Consider the following 15,134-nt stretch of genomic DNA (forward strand, 5'->3'; position numbering starts at 1 on the left):
ATATGAGTATTTATAATTTCTCTGCTGTTGCAATGAATGGGCAAGCAACATCATTACAAGAATTCCAAGGGAAAGTTGTTTTAATCGTCAACACAGCTGGTAGATGCGGGTTTACATATCAGTACGAAGATCTTCAACGTTTATATGATCGTTACAAAGACAAAGGATTTGTGATTTTAGGTTTTCCTTGTAATCAATTTGACCATCAAGAACCTGATTCCAATGAAACGATCCAAACAAACTGTTTATTAAATTATGGGGTGAATTTCCCTCTATTCCAAAAGATAAACGTGCGTGATAAAGGAGCTCACCCGCTATTTGAATATCTGTCAAATTCAAAGGCTTTTGAGGGATTTAATCCATTTCACCCAGTTGCTAAAATCCTATTGCCATTGATAAAAGAAAAGCATCCTGAGTATTTACTAGATGACTATTCAATTAAATGGAACTTTACTAAATTCTTAATCGATACAAATGGGAACGTAATCAAACGATTCGAATGTACAACTGATCCGGTCGATATGGAGCAAGATATTGAAAACCTATTGGAATCTGTAACAATCTAATCTTTTATGTTGTTTCTATTGGTATTTTACTAGAAATGACTAGCACTAGCATTCTGTATACTTATAATCATTTATATAATAGAAAACTTGCACAGCACCCCGTTGTTAGAAGTACCCCTAACAATGGAGGTGCTGTTTTTATTGTGATTTCTTTAGTAAAACATGCAGGATGAAGCAGAAAGAATGTAGGTAATAATAATTGCTTAAGCTATTTTAGGGATTCGCTTACTTTTTTCACCCTTTAGAGTTAAATTGCCCATACCATGTGGTACAGTCTTTTTCAATTTCCAAATATAAACTTTCTAAAGTATACTAATATTTTCAGTGATAAAAAGCATGATGGTATTAACAAAAAAGGATAATCATGTATACTCGAAATATATTTTATTTAGGGTAAGATTAAACGGAGGCAAAAAAATCCGCTCGTCCGAAACATTTTATTAATCATCAAGATTACAAGAGTATTGAAAATCTGAGTTATATTGTGGAACGTATATACGGCTTGCAGTCTCAGGTTTAGCTCTAAGTAGGAAAGAAGTGGATAGTTTGGGAAAGATGTATTTGTTATTAGTGATCATTATGGTGGTTTGGGGGCTGAATGTGCCAGCTACGAAAATCCTTGTTGACCAATTTATGCCGGTGACTATTACAGCGCTGCGCATATTTACAGCAGGGATTACAGTGTTTGTGATCCTGTATATTTCAAAGCTGTTTCGGATGCCAATGAAAAAAGAGATCCCATCGCTTATTTTGGGTTCCGTTTTAAATGTTGCAGTTCATCATTATTTTCTCGCTGTTGGCCTAAGGAATACAACAGCAGTAAATGGCGGGATTATTTTGGGCCTTGGTCCAATGCTTACCGCTATCCTGTCCATTATTTTACTTGGAAGCCGGTTTACCGTTGTAAAAGGTTTTGGTTTTGTCATTGGTTTTGCTGGTGTGTTGGTGATTGTTCTACAAGGGAAAACGGGATTTGAGGAGGTGTCCAGCGGCGATTTATTTATATTTATCTCCATTTTGTCACAAGCGCTCAGCTTTATTTTGATTAAAAGAGTCTCAAAATCGATGGATCCTCGTTTGCTGACCGGGTATATGCTCGTGATAGGATCCTTTATGCTATTGATGATGAGCTTAATCGTGGAACCTGGGGGGCTTAAGAGTGTGGATACAGGTTCAGCCTTAGATTACATCATCTTTTTCGCATCAGCCATTTTGGCCACCGCGATCGGGCATATGACCTACAATTATGCAATAGGAAAAATCGGAGCAGCAGAATCGGCCATTTTCATGAATTTGCCGCCGTTTTTTTCTCTCTCCGGTTCGGCACTTTTATTGAATGAACACATTTATCCTGCCCACTTAATCGGTCTTATTTTTATAATTGCGGGCGTAGTGGCTGGTTCGGGGGCCTATAAACAACTGCGCAAATCGAAACACACAGGGATTCCATTATAAAGATGGAATTGGAATTTGTGTGTAATGTCCAAATATAATCCGGGAAAGCTTGTTGGCTTTTTTGAATGATCTCAGGAAGGGAATAAAAGCAGGAGTTAAACAAGTCTTCGAATTCCAGGAACCCATTAGTGCAAGAGAATTCCCGGTAAAGTAAGAGTAAAAAAGAATTAACACACATAAAAGACATAATGTTGAAGAATTAGGAGTACATCATGCAAGGGAAAACACACATTGCCGGTGGCTTAGCTGCTGGCGCATTTTATTTAACCGCCGGAGGTTCAGTGGAGCAGGAAACTTTATTTTTCGCTAGCTGTGCAGTCGGTGCATTAATACCGGATATTGACCATACAGGGTCTACGATTGGACGGAAAATTCCGTTGCTGGATAATTTGGTGAGCTCCCTGTTCGGCCATCGCGCTTTTACGCATAGTTTACTATTTTTATTTCTAGCCTATTTATTATTTACCCAAACCCCTTGGCCAGAAGCGATTGAGTTCGGCATTTGGCTTGGAATGGCCAGCCATCTTGTATTGGATATGATTACTGTTAAAGGCATTAAATTATTCTGGCCGATTAAAATAGATATCGGATTTCCTTGGGGAATTAAAACAGGGAGTGCTTTGGAAAAAGGGTTTTTCGGATTGTTGGTCGTATTTATAGGTTATTGCGGCTATCAATTATTTATAAAATAATGGTGCTATTTGTTAATTTTATCGTTTAGAAATAGTAATAGGGATATCAAAAAAGCTAGTGAAGAGTTTACCATGAATATGCCGTTTGTAAGCGGATCGAGTAAAATACTAGTAGAATGTTAAGCGGGTTTTGGAAAGGGGTTTAAAGGGCAATGACTTTATTCAAATATAGAATCATTGTCAGCATCGTCTACATCATATATATATTTTCTCCTTTCATTACAGGAGTAGAAACGCCGTTAAATATTGATATAACATTCCTTTTTCTTCTAATGGTTTCAGTGTGGGTCTATGAGTGGAGAATAAACAAAAAAGGAAAGAGTGATTGAAAATGCTATTCGGTTGGCTTCGAAAAAAGGGAGAAACTCCGTTGGTTGACCCGGAACTATTTGCAAGGGTGAACAGATTGGCCAGAACACCAGTCGGTCCTAGGAAGGTTCCATTATACAGGACACCCACAGCAAAACGTAACGCCTTTAGGGTAATTAAAGGAGATAAGAAAGAGTAGTGTTCATACTGCTATACTAGTTGAAAAAGCTGCCTTTACACGGTAGCTTTTTTGATCTGATTTATTTTTTAAACCTTTTACCCATAGTGCTACATGGCGTCAAAAAAAATTCCTAGAAACTAGTTTATCAGTAAATGATTAGGGGAAAAATACTACCTTACAGGTTCCTTTTCAACATATGCTAAAGAATTTATAGACTTTAGACCTATATTCTGGTTAAATAGTCATATTATATATTATAGAAACCTCAAATAATCCGATAAAGGCAAACTTATCGAAAGGTAAGGACGCAAAGCAACAGACCTAAAGCTAAGGCTATGGTGGCTGTGTTACCGAAAAAAGGTTGTAGATCTCGTGCACACAGCTCTTTTTTGGGGCTGTGTGTTTTTCATATTCAGTGAGATAGATAGGCTATAAAATGAAGAGCAAGAGTTGTGAAAGAGTACCTGTAACATGTTTTTAGCTCGTTTTTCTTTTAAGTGTTATCAGACCAGAAAGGAGAAGTATGATAAAAAATATGCAAAATTCTAATTTTTTTCTAGATCTCTTCAGTCAGCAGTCTTTTGGTCAAGCACAACTACGTGACTTACAGGTTAGTGAGCAGAAAATTCGCATGTTAATTGATTTAATTCCAGAAATACTCTTGGTGAAGGATGAAAAGGGCCGCTGGCTTGTGGCAAACCAAATGGCTTTGGATTTATATGAGCTAGGTGACTGTGAATATATAGGAAAAACAGATGCAGACCTTGCTAAGATCAATCCAAAGTACATAGAATCGTTCAACTATAATATAAAAACTGATGAGCTTGCTTGGAGAAACAGTTCTACTACTACAGTGGAAAAGACGGTTGAAAAGCCTGATGGGAACAAACAGGTTTGGGAGGTCATGAAGACACCTATATTTGATAAAAATGGAAACCCGCATCGCCTGATTATTGTGAGCCGTGATATTACTGACCGTAAAATAGCAGAAACAGCTTTGCAATTGAGTGAAGAGAAGTACCGATTGATTGCTAATAATATGAAAGATCTGATAGGTATGCTTGATGAAAATGGTAAGGTAAGATATGTATCTCCCTCTTTTGGCAGGGTGTTAGGATATCAAGTCATTCCTGATGGAGAGTTTGACTTTTTCAGTATTGTGCACGATGAGGATCTTTCTTACGTAAATGAAACATTTTACAAGGTGATTTCTCAACAGCAAGACCTGACAGCTGAGTTTAGATGTAGGCACAGTGATGGGGAATACATATGGTTTGAAATCAATTTTGCATGTGTGAATGGTATCGGTGGTGTGGTCGATCACATCATGATCGTTGCTCGGGATATTAGTGAGAGAAAAAATTATGAACATCATTTACAGTCCATAGCATACCACGATTATTTGACAGGACTCCCAAATCGAAATATGCTATACTCCCTATTCTCGAAGCAGCTTAAGGCTGCTTCACGGAAGAACCAAAGTCTTGCAGTATTATTTATAGACCTGGACCGATTTAAAACAATAAACGATACTCTAGGGCATCACACTGGCGATAAACTCCTTCAAGCTGTATCCAAACGTTTAACAAATATTATAAGAGAAGGTGATTTCGTCTTTCGACAGGGAGGAGACGAATTCATTATCATCCTAACAGACGCCAATAGGGCTGCTGCAACCAAGATTGCAGAGAGAATTCTACGAGTGCTGTCAGAGCCATTTCGATTGAATAATCATGATGTGTTCAGTACTCCAAGTATCGGGATCAGTTTGTTTCCCGATCACGGGGAGACTGTAGAAAAACTAATCCAAAATGCGGACACTGCCATGTATCAAGCGAAAAAAGCAGGAAAAAACACGTTTGAATTTTTCTATTCTAAAGAAAACCAAACCCTGATTGACCCCTTAAGAATGGAAATGGATCTTCACAAAGCAATCGAGAGGCATGAACTTGTCCTTCACTACCAACCCAAAGTGAGTTTGAAAACTGGGAAAATTGTCGGAGCAGAGGCTTTAATCCGCTGGTTCCACTCTGAAAACGGATTGGTTTCACCTGCAGAGTTCATCCCGATTGCAGAAGAAACGGGCTTGATACTGCCGATTGGGGAATGGGCCATTTATACGGCCTGTAGACAGGTTAAAGAGTGGATAAACAAAGGGTTTTCCACTGTGATTTCCGTTAATATTTCAACCACACAGTTTGTACAATCAAATTTTGTGGCATCCATTGAACGGATTCTGGGGGAAACCGAGCTTGAACCCCAATGCTTAGAAATAGAGATCACAGAGAGTGTTTCGGCTGATATTGAACACACGATCACTACATTGCGTGGGTTGAAAAAATTGGGTGTTCGTATCAGCATAGACGATTTTGGCACAGGATTCAGTTCTTTAAATTATTTGAAGCAATTTCCGGTTGATACCTTAAAAATCGATCAATCTTTTACCCGTGAGCTTTACAATAATCCAAACGATGAAACGATTGTGAAAACTATCATATCAATGGCCCATAATCTTAATTTAACTGTAGTTGCAGAGGGAATCGAAACGAAGGAACAACTGATGTTCCTACAACAGTACTTTTGTGATGAAGGCCAGGGATATTTGATAAGCAGGCCAGTGTCCCCACAGGAATTCGAATCAACCTTTGACAAAGTTGAAACCATTGTGGAACAGTGCGGGCTTTCACTAGATAAGAACGAGAGACAGTGGACCGATGAAATATTGCGCATGGCGCGTGAGGAATTAAATAATACGATTAGGCTTCAGCAGGGGATGACATTAAAATTTAAGAAAATAAATAACAAGTTCATTCATACTTTATGTGATGGCGAGTTATTATACCGCATGGGTTTTATTCCAAATGAAGTGGTAGGTAAGCAGCTTTTCGACTTTCTCCCAGATGATGTTGCAAGCGAAAAGACTAAATATTATGAGCGGGCTTGGGAAGGGGATGAACGCGTTACTTATGAAGGGGAAATTAATGGCATCCACTACCTTGAGGTGTTTAGCCCAATTAAATCTGGTGGAAATGTAGTCGAGGTAATAGGATCATGTGTAGATATTAGTGAACGGAGAAAAGTAGAAGAAGCCCTTAGACAAACGGAATATCAATATCGATTGATCTTGGAAAATGCCACCGACTTGATCCGGATAGCCGATAAAGATAGAAAGTTGTTATTCATTTCCCCTTCCCATGAAAAAGTACTGGGATATAGAACAGAGGAACTTGAAGGCAAAAGTATGGATGAATATATTCATCCAGGGGATTTAGTAAGTCTGGAAAAAATTAGGGAGTTTATGATAACGACCAGTACTGCTAGGCATTGCCAATGCAGAATGCTGCATAAAAATGGATATTGGGTCTCGATGGAAATTGGTTTAACCCCTGTGTTTCATGATGACGGACGCCTGAAATACATTGTTTCCGTTGGGAGGCCGAAAGACATGTAACAAGCTTAAGTGCCTCCAAAGAAAAAAACTAATCCGTAATTCTGTAAATAAGATAGACTGAGGTGCCAGCTCCTGATGCTATCATTCATCAGGGGGCTGGATTTTTTACTTACTAGTTTGGTATTCGTGAACAACTTAGTAAAAATGGTATATTATTCCATTTAATTTACCTAATATTTCCTTCTTTTGGCTCCTTGTATAATTAATGCATCACTTTTTATGATAAATACTTCCATTACGTACAGAAATAATAGGGGGATATGATGAAAAAGATACCTATGCTTGTTACTACTTTGTTACTTTCTTTGGGAACGGCCCAATTTTCGGCAACCGCGCAGGAAGTGACAGAGAAAGATTATATTGTCGTGCTGAAGTCAAACAAAACCGACAGTGCCTCTCTTCAAACTCTTCAGGATCTTGGGACCGAAGTCCTTTTTCAGGCGCCGGAAATTGGAGTTGTTAATGTGAAGTCAGATGATCCGGCCTTCCTTGAAAAACTGGAGGGGAATTCTAGCATTCTTGAAGCCTCTGAAGATATTGAAATCCGTGTTGACGAGGAAGAAGCTGTTGCTCTCAATCTTCAAGAAAGCGGATTTTCACCAAGAGGAGCTGCCGATCTATATGAGCAGTATCAGTGGGACATCAAGCGAGTAACCGAAAACGGAAAGTCATGGACCATCAATCCTGGAAATAAAGAGACTCTTGTTGCAGTTATCGATACAGGCATTGATTTTAACCATCCTGATTTAAAAAAGAATCTGGTGTTCGGTAAAGCGTTCTTCCCTGGCGCACAGCCTGAGGATGCCTATATGGATGCAACTTCTCACGGTACACATGTTGCCGGGACAATTGCTGCCAACGGAAGAGTGATGGGAGTAGGTCCGGAACTGGCTATTGCTTCTTATCGTGTTGCGGATCCTAAGGGGAACATGGATTGGACAGGAATTTTATCCGCTATCACAACTGCAGCGGATGACGGTGCCGTTTCAGCAAACCTTAGCATTGGAACTTACACCGTTATGAATGACAAGCAGGACCGTGCTATTCATCTATCTGCCAAAAGGGCTGTGCAATATGCTTTAAATAAAGGAATGCTAATAGTTGCCGCTAATGGCAATGAGGGATTGGATTTAGGTAAACGGATGGCAACGGAACAAGGAGAAGGCAAATTATACGACGGACCTTTATTTGATACCTTTTCAAGCATTCCGGGAGTGGTCAGTGTTTCTTCTACAACAAACCGTGACACTTTGTCGTACTACTCAAATTATGGTTCTTCAAACGTCCATCTTTCCGCCCCTGGAGGAGATTTAGGTCCAAACTGGCCAAATGAACAAGCAGATCCTTCATTAATGGAAAGAGAGGCGAGCGCTCTTTCAACCATTCCGGTTGAATTGGGTTCATATGGCCGGAAGATCGGGACAAGCATGGCTGCCCCGAAAGTAACAGCCGCTGCTGCGCTTCTGAAAGCCGAATACCCACAATTCACACCGCAACAGATTTCAACCCACCTGCAAAATACGGCAGAGGATCTAGGGAAACCTGGCCACGATGAATTTTTCGGGCATGGTTTAGTAAATGTGTATCAGGCATTGCAATAAACAGATGCATGGCAGGAGGATGTAAGAAGCTGAAGCGACCTCGCTTCAGCTTCTGTTATTCTACGAATATTGTACTGTATTCAACTTAAAGCAAGAAGTAGCTCCGGCCTATTTCTTCCAGCCGTTAAAAAGTCGATTTATTAAAACGTAATTAAGTTCAATCTGCAATAAACACATTACTATCAGATCTTCCCAATTGTCGCTTTGATTATATTGAGTAAAAGCCGGGGGTCTCAAAGTGCTCCATTTTTGGTCATTTCACTATTCGTTGACTGGCGTAATGATCTCCACTTCAAAGCTTACCCTTTTCCTAATCGCTTAAAAATTTGTTTTCCGCTTAAATACCTGGGCTATGCTTTATGTGTAATTTCGTTAATAAATTGTGATATTCTCGCTAGAATTCTGGGTGTTCGCTGAATATTAAGACTAGCGCTTAAATAGGTGGATTTCACTAATATATTGGAATATCACCACAATTCATCATTCTGGTGTTTAGTCTGAGGCCAATAAAACGAAGAAACTGCAGAAAAAAATTCAAAAAACTCAAGAGTGTAAATATAAGTTTTAAGCTTAATAAACTTCTGGATAAGAAGAGAGCCAACTTTTAGAACAATTAGAGTTTCGCCGCTACTCTTTAGATTTTTAGAACTGGCATATATAAAAGCTTTTCATTGTATGAACAACGTTTTAACACTGATGGGGTAAAGAGTTAGCCTTTTGCCAAGCCTTTAAAAGGCTCTAAAGAGTGACGCTTTCATTCTTCACCTGTGATATCTTTTCTATGTATCTTTTATAGGCGGCTTTCAGCGCGACAATTACCGATCCCGAGGAAGGCGCAAAATAGTGTGTTTCAATGTGCTTCACAAGTGTGTCTACCCCATTGCTTAAATTATACCCAATGGTCATGCGCCGGAAAAAATCCTGGGCTAAATCTGTGATAAATGTGAATTCGGCGTTGACGATTACATGATTAGACGGATTGATTTCTAAAACAATTCCCGCATGTTTATAAATCTCGTACATGGCACTGCCTTGTGGAGCTTTTGCGTAAGCGGTTACCAAAACGGTTTTAAGATTATTTTCACTCACATAGAACCCTCCCTGGTAAATTTGTTTCCTGTATATTTTCATCATAACAATTTTTTTAAATAAAGTTGACGATTATCTGAAAATAAAATAAGATAAACGTAAGAAAATTGAATTTTTTGACATTTAGAAAAGCGTATTCTTAACGGTGAAACCAAACATTTCATTTAACTTAAGAAAGCCTAGCTTTTCCATTAAAGATAAGAATGCTACACGTCCATTCTTATTTTTCATGGTGCAGCTAGGTTTTTATTTTTATAAAAAATAAGGAAAGGGGGGATCAGGATTACATATCGCAAAGTTTCCATAATTGGTGCGGGTAGTATGGGAATTGGGATTGCCCTGCTTCTTTCGCAACAAAATGTAAGCGTTACCCTTCATGATAACAATCCAATCGTTTTAGAGGGAGCGAGAGAAAAGCTTAAACACCAGCTTCAGGAATTACAGGAGTACCATCTCATTGGAGAAAGTGCTATGGATGAGGCACTGAAAAATGTTACGTATTCAGTAAATCTTGAAAATATACAAGGATCATGGATGGTGATCGAAGCGGTTCCAGAAATTTTGGAGCTTAAACAAGAAGTTTTTCAGCAAATAGAAAATATATGTGAACGAAGCGTGATTCTTGCGACCAATACATCAGGTCTGCCAATTAATGATTTGGCGCAAAACCTAATGCATCCAGAACGGTTTATCGGAACCCATTTTTTTATGCCGGCTTCGGCTATTCCGTTAATTGAAGTTATAAAAGGAGAAAAGACTTCCGAAACGGTATGTCATGAGGTAATCGACTTTTATAAACAGATTGGCAAAAAGCCGGTTCTGATTCAAAAAGATGTCCCTGGGTTTATCGGAAATCGAATTCAGCATGCAATGGCAAGAGAAGCCATTTCGTTGTTTGAGGCTGGTGTAGCGAGTGCTGAAGATATCGATATGGTGGTCCGATGGAGTCTGGGAGTACGCTTGCTATTCACCGGGCCGCTTGAACAGCGGGACTTAAATGGTTTGGATGTTCATCACCATATCGCTTCTTATCTTTATAAAGATTTGGAAAACAGAACAGAGCCATCAGAGATGTTATCTAAAAAAGTAAAACTCGGGGAGTTAGGTTTGAAGACCGGAAAAGGATTTTATCAGTGGACAGATGAACAGCAAAAAACGGAAATGGAAAAGAAAAATCTAAAGCTGCTGCAGCTAATGCAATGGCTTAAAGAAAAACATCCTGAGTGAAGAAATTCATAAACATATTGTAAAGGAGCATAGCAATGAATGTAGTAGATTTATCCGTGTTATTGTATGATGGTTTAGTTTCTTTTCCATCCCATCCTAAGGTAGTAATGATGGATCATATCACCCATGATTTTTCAAAGCCAAGATATACCGCTCCCTGTGAGGGGTATGCAAGTAAAATTTTTATGATGTCCGACCATAGCGGAACCCATATGGATGCCCCTTATCACTTTTTTAAGGATGGATTAACCATTGAACAGATTCCGATTGAAGCAACAATGGGAAATGCAAAGGTAATTGATGTATCAGAAAAAGATCCACATGAGCTCGTTACAAGAGAAATGGTTGAAGCTGCAGTAGAAAAGGATCAATTAGAAATTAATGAGAAGGATATTGTGCTTTTTCGATGCTGGCCTGGTGAATGGAATGGAGAGGGATTCCACCAGTGTAAATCACTCGCTCCATCGGTTGCTGATTGGGTTGTCGACCATAAGCTTAAGGCGATTGGCCTTGATTTGCCGAACGCGGATATTAATGAAAATATGCAACGGGATGTACACTTAATGCTGTTGGGACGTAATATCTTGATCATGGAGAATATCGTAAATCTTGATAAGCTTTCAAAGAAATCCTTTTATTTTATAGGAACTCCCCTTAATTTGAAGGGATTGACCGGTTCACCAATCCGTGCCATTGCCATAGAGAAATGGTAGAGATCCAGGAGAAAATTAAACGTGGAAAGTCAGAAGCTTTTTGATGAGAATGTTTACCCCATTCTCATAAGAAACATGATTGCCAAGCAATGAAATAGTACGTGGTGAAATAACGGGTTAAAGGTGTATATGGAGTTACCGAAAGGACCCTAAAGCGGGCCATCTCAATGGCAGTATATGGAAAATTTACATACGAAAAATTAGTCTCCCACACTTTTCCAGTGGAACAAGATATAGAAGGCTTTGAACTTGGCGTGAAAAAACAGGCTATAAAGGTGCTTGTAAAACCATAATTAGAGAGGTGGTAAGGAATATGAGTGAAATGAATGGTTTGGAGTATTTTGAAAAGGTGTATGGCCAGGTTCCTGATTGGGCAGCAAAAATGCACCAGTTTGCACCAGAGGCATTGGGTTATTACACAAAGCTTAGAAATGAGATCCTTGTAAAAGGAACGATGGCTCAAAAGGATAAGGAATTGATATTGGTAGGCATTAACGCTGCAAGACGATATGAACGGAGCATGCTGTACCATACAAAAGGAGCAATGGATGCCGGAGCGACTGTAGAAGAAATTGTTGATATCATTTCTACTTGCATCATTTCCAGAGGGATCCCTGCTTGGCTGACAGGAATCAAAGCCATACAGTATGCGATTGAAGTTATGAACAACAAACGTTCCACGGAAAGGTCTGAAGCAGGAGTCTGCTTCCAGAGTGTAGAAGAATGCCTTAGCTATTATGAACAGGAAACCGGTAAAATTCCAAACTGGATCGAATTGCTGATGGAACATAATCCTGACGTACTGCTTCAATACAGCAACCTCAGGAATGCAGTATTGAAGGATCATTACGTTTCAAGAAAGCTGAAAGAGCTTCTCCTTGTTGGAATCAATGTTTGTGAAAGATACAAAGAAGGAGTCAGCCTTCATGTAAATGGCGCAAAGAAATTTGGTGCAACCGACGAAGAAATAGCAGAAGTTTCCCTTGTCGGACTACTGACAGCAGGAATTCCTGCCTGGTTTGAAGGCAGCGACTTTTTGTAAGGAGGTCAGTCCCCTGCTGCATTAATACGTTACAGTACTGGTGGTAAGCTCCCACTACCCTCCATTTAGGGGCCAGTCCCCGGCAAGGTCTCAGCACCTGATAGGATCTGTCAATATGGAAGACAACTCTTAAAGATAGCATTGTAAATGAAGATAAAAGCTAAAATCTTTGGTTATATATCATATATGATATATAAAATTTCTTTCTGTGAGAGGTAATGCTTATTGAAATATAAAACGAAGAAAGAGTTAATCTATCAACAGCTTAGGGAGGAGATACTAAGCGGTCAGTATGATTTTAGGGAAAAACTCGTTATTAGCAGGCTCGCAAAGCGGTTTGAATGCAGTGAAATTCCAGTAAGGGAAGCCATGAATTTGCTGGAATCCGACGGTCTTATCGAAATCAAACCCCATGTTGGAGCCATGGTAAGTACGTTGTCTGCAAAAGATATCCAGGAAATATTCGAATTGAGGGTCGAGCTGGAAGGTCTGGCAACAAGATTCGCTGTGGATCAACTAACCGAAGACCACCTAGATGATCTAAGAAGAATATTGAATGAATCTATTAAGGCATACAAGGAAAAAAACCACGTCCATTTCGCCGAACTGAATTTTGAGTTTCATATGAAGATTTACGCTGTATGTGATAACAAGCTTTTGATAAAGATGATCAAGGATTTATGGAGCCATACAAAACGGTATCCGTCTATTTTCAGAGAAAATGATACCCATATTCAGCAGTCGATTAAGGAGCATGAAGAAATTTTAGCAGCATTAGAAAAGAGGGACAGCATGCTCGCAGAAAATTCCATGATTAAGCACAAAGCCCGTGCTGGAAAAGAAACACTACGGGTCAAACAATGGGAATTTTACAACAGGCTGAACAGCCTTATATCCAATCAAGGTGTATAAAAATATAACGAAAAGGAGAATGACAATGAAATTCATACGTTTTTCCAAAGATGATGAAGTGATGTTTGGGATTTTGGATGGAAAAGCTATTACAAAATTAAATGGTGATTTTCTGTTTGAGGCAGCGAGTCCACTGGATCAGACTTATACTCTTGAAGAAGTAAAAATCCTTGCGCCAGTTGTTCCTGGACAAATCGTGGGAATAGGACTTAATTATGCCCTGCACGCGGAAGAGAGTGGCAAGCCGTTACCGGATGAACCAATGATGTTTATGGTGTCACCGAGTGCAGTAATCGGAGAGGGAGAGGTTATCGCATTGCCTTCCATCGACCATCGCATTGACCATGAAGTGGAGTTAGCCATTGTCATTGGGAAACAAGCCCATAAAGTAAAAAAAGAGGACGCACTTTCTTATGTATTCGGTTATACGTGCTGCAATGATATTTCGGACAGGGATCTGCAGAAAAAAGATGGCCAATTCACCAGAGCCAAGTCCTATGCAACATTTAAGCCGCTGGGTCCTGTCATTGAAACGGAGCTTGACCCGGACAATGTTGAACTCAAACTATCTGTAAATGGGGAAATCAGACAGCATTCCAATACTAATGACTTAATTCATGATGTGAGAAGCCTTATTGAAACGGTTACTGATGTGATGACTTTGAATCCTGGCGATATCATCATTACTGGAACGCCATTCGGGGTTGGCCCGCTTCATCCAGGAGATGAGATCGTCATGGAAATAGAAGGTATAGGAACGTTAAGAAATAGAGTTACGGCAGGTTAAGAAAAAGTTAAATGAGTAAGGGAGGTTATTCAATGCTTATACACATTGAGGCAATAGAATCTTTTTCAAATCAATGCTTCATGACGCTAGGAATGCCTGAACACGAGGCGGAAATCATTACTGAAGCCATGCTGGAAGCGGATTTGCGCGAGATTCATAGCCATGGTTTTATGAGATTGCCAATCTATGTAGAGAGAATCCAAAAAGGACTGATTCAAAAGGAAGCCAGTATTACATATGAAACCGACACCAATACGTTGGCTCTGATTGATGGCGGTTTCTCAGCGGGTCAAGTCGCCGCCTATGAGGCTATGAAGAAGGCAATCGAAAAAGCGGAACTCTCCGGACTCGGGCTTGTTGTTGTGAAAAATAGCAATCACTTTGGGATTTCGGCGTATTATTCTCTCATGGCAGCGGAAAAGAATATGATCGGGATCGTCATGAGCAATGTTGCTCCGCTGATGCCGGCAATCGGAGGCGCAGAGAAAGTCATCGGAAACAATCCACTTTCCATTGCTGCGCCAACGCGTACCGATTATCCGCTAGTTTTAGATATGGCCATGAGCAATACCGCTTTTGGAAAAATTTTATATGCAAAAGAGAAGAAAGAGAAGATTCCGGAAGGCTGGGGTGTAGATGCAAAGGGACTACCGACGACGGATCCTGAAGAGGTACTGAATGGTGGATTCCTTTCTCCGGTTGGCGGTCCAAAAGGCTTTGGTTTGGCACTCATGGCAGAGGTATTGACTGGCATTCTGTCAGGCGGCCCTTTTTCGAAGATGATCCCTTCCATGTACGATGTCACACAAAAGCAATCCATTTCTCATTTTATGTTAGCGATCGACATCAAGCAGCTTCTTCCACTGGACATTTACTATGAGAATGTTAATCAACTAGTTTCTTATATGAAAAACTCCAAACTAGCGGAAGGAACGAAAGAAATTTTCCTGCCTGGAGAAATTGAATTTTTAAAAGAAAAAAAGAATAAGGAACAAGGGATTCATATGGAAGAAGAGACTTTCGAATCCTTAAATAGCCTAGCAAAAGAATTGGGGATCAATAGATTAGAGAGCTCAAACGTTTCACTGTAGTAATGAACTCTAGGACGA

The 15,134-nt window shown here is 39.7% G+C and carries 13 protein-coding genes and 1 riboswitch; of the genes, 12 read left to right on the top strand and 1 reads right to left on the bottom strand.

Going from position 1 to position 15,134, the window contains the following annotated elements; genetic code table 11:
• Positions 1-2: 2 nt before the first annotated feature.
• The 5 genes from CUU64_RS07285 (at position 3) to CUU64_RS07305 (ending at position 8,255) form a co-directional block, all read left to right on the top strand.
• Positions 3-566 (top strand): glutathione peroxidase, encoded by a 564-nt coding sequence (locus CUU64_RS07285; protein WP_101632846.1) that lies wholly within the window; start codon positions 3-5, stop codon positions 564-566.
• Positions 567-1,121: 555 nt separating this feature from the next.
• Positions 1,122-2,021 carry a DMT family transporter gene (locus CUU64_RS07290; protein WP_101632964.1) on the top strand — a complete coding sequence of 300 codons (900 nt, stop codon included), beginning with the start codon at positions 1,122-1,124 and terminating at the stop codon, positions 2,019-2,021.
• A 212-nt stretch (positions 2,022-2,233) separates the two neighbouring features.
• A complete protein-coding gene (locus tag CUU64_RS07295) occupies positions 2,234-2,713 on the top strand; it encodes a metal-dependent hydrolase (RefSeq protein WP_101632847.1) in 480 nt (159 codons plus the stop codon).
• Positions 2,714-3,475: 762 nt separating this feature from the next.
• Positions 3,476-3,558: riboswitch (cyclic di-GMP riboswitch) on the top strand.
• Between the two features lie 180 nt (positions 3,559-3,738).
• Positions 3,739-6,654, top strand: coding sequence for an EAL domain-containing protein (locus CUU64_RS07300; RefSeq protein WP_257985459.1), 2,916 nt, complete (start codon positions 3,739-3,741; stop codon positions 6,652-6,654).
• A 263-nt stretch (positions 6,655-6,917) separates the two neighbouring features.
• The gene (locus tag CUU64_RS07305; protein WP_180954495.1) at positions 6,918-8,255 is read left to right on the top strand and encodes a S8 family serine peptidase; all 1,338 of its coding nucleotides are present in this window, start codon (positions 6,918-6,920) and stop codon (positions 8,253-8,255) included.
• A 738-nt stretch (positions 8,256-8,993) separates the two neighbouring features.
• Here CUU64_RS07305 and CUU64_RS07310 read toward each other — a convergent pair.
• A complete protein-coding gene (locus CUU64_RS07310) occupies positions 8,994-9,344 on the bottom strand; it encodes a DUF3870 domain-containing protein (protein ID WP_257985448.1) in 351 nt (116 codons plus the stop codon).
• 306 nt (positions 9,345-9,650) lie between these two features.
• Here CUU64_RS07310 and CUU64_RS07315 point away from each other — a divergent pair, with 306 nt between their 5' ends.
• The 7 genes from CUU64_RS07315 to CUU64_RS07340 all read left to right on the top strand — a co-directional run bounded on the left by CUU64_RS07315 (position 9,651) and on the right by CUU64_RS07340 (position 15,116).
• Positions 9,651-10,571 (top strand): 3-hydroxyacyl-CoA dehydrogenase NAD-binding domain-containing protein, encoded by a 921-nt coding sequence (locus tag CUU64_RS07315; protein WP_257985460.1) that lies wholly within the window; start codon positions 9,651-9,653, stop codon positions 10,569-10,571.
• 35 nt (positions 10,572-10,606) lie between these two features.
• Positions 10,607-11,284 carry a cyclase family protein gene (locus CUU64_RS07320; protein WP_101632852.1) on the top strand — a complete coding sequence of 226 codons (678 nt, stop codon included), beginning with the start codon at positions 10,607-10,609 and terminating at the stop codon, positions 11,282-11,284.
• A 167-nt stretch (positions 11,285-11,451) separates the two neighbouring features.
• Positions 11,452-11,577 (top strand): hypothetical protein, encoded by a 126-nt coding sequence (locus tag CUU64_RS22525; protein ID WP_257985449.1) that lies wholly within the window; start codon positions 11,452-11,454, stop codon positions 11,575-11,577.
• A gap of 20 nt (positions 11,578-11,597) precedes the next feature.
• Entirely contained in the window at positions 11,598-12,326 is a 729-nt protein-coding gene (locus CUU64_RS07325) for a carboxymuconolactone decarboxylase family protein (RefSeq protein ID WP_101632853.1), read from the top strand.
• A 225-nt stretch (positions 12,327-12,551) separates the two neighbouring features.
• A complete protein-coding gene (locus CUU64_RS07330; protein WP_101632854.1) occupies positions 12,552-13,238 on the top strand; it encodes a GntR family transcriptional regulator in 687 nt (228 codons plus the stop codon).
• Positions 13,239-13,263: 25 nt separating this feature from the next.
• A complete protein-coding gene (locus CUU64_RS07335) occupies positions 13,264-14,025 on the top strand; it encodes a fumarylacetoacetate hydrolase family protein (protein ID WP_101632855.1) in 762 nt (253 codons plus the stop codon).
• Positions 14,026-14,057: 32 nt separating this feature from the next.
• Positions 14,058-15,116 carry an Ldh family oxidoreductase gene (locus CUU64_RS07340; protein WP_180954496.1) on the top strand — a complete coding sequence of 353 codons (1,059 nt, stop codon included), beginning with the start codon at positions 14,058-14,060 and terminating at the stop codon, positions 15,114-15,116.
• The last annotated feature ends 18 nt before the right edge of the window (positions 15,117-15,134 follow it).

Origin of the sequence: Bacillus sp. V5-8f (assembly GCF_002863565.1) — a bacterium.
Taxonomy (GTDB): domain Bacteria; phylum Bacillota; class Bacilli; order Bacillales; family DSM-1321; genus Peribacillus.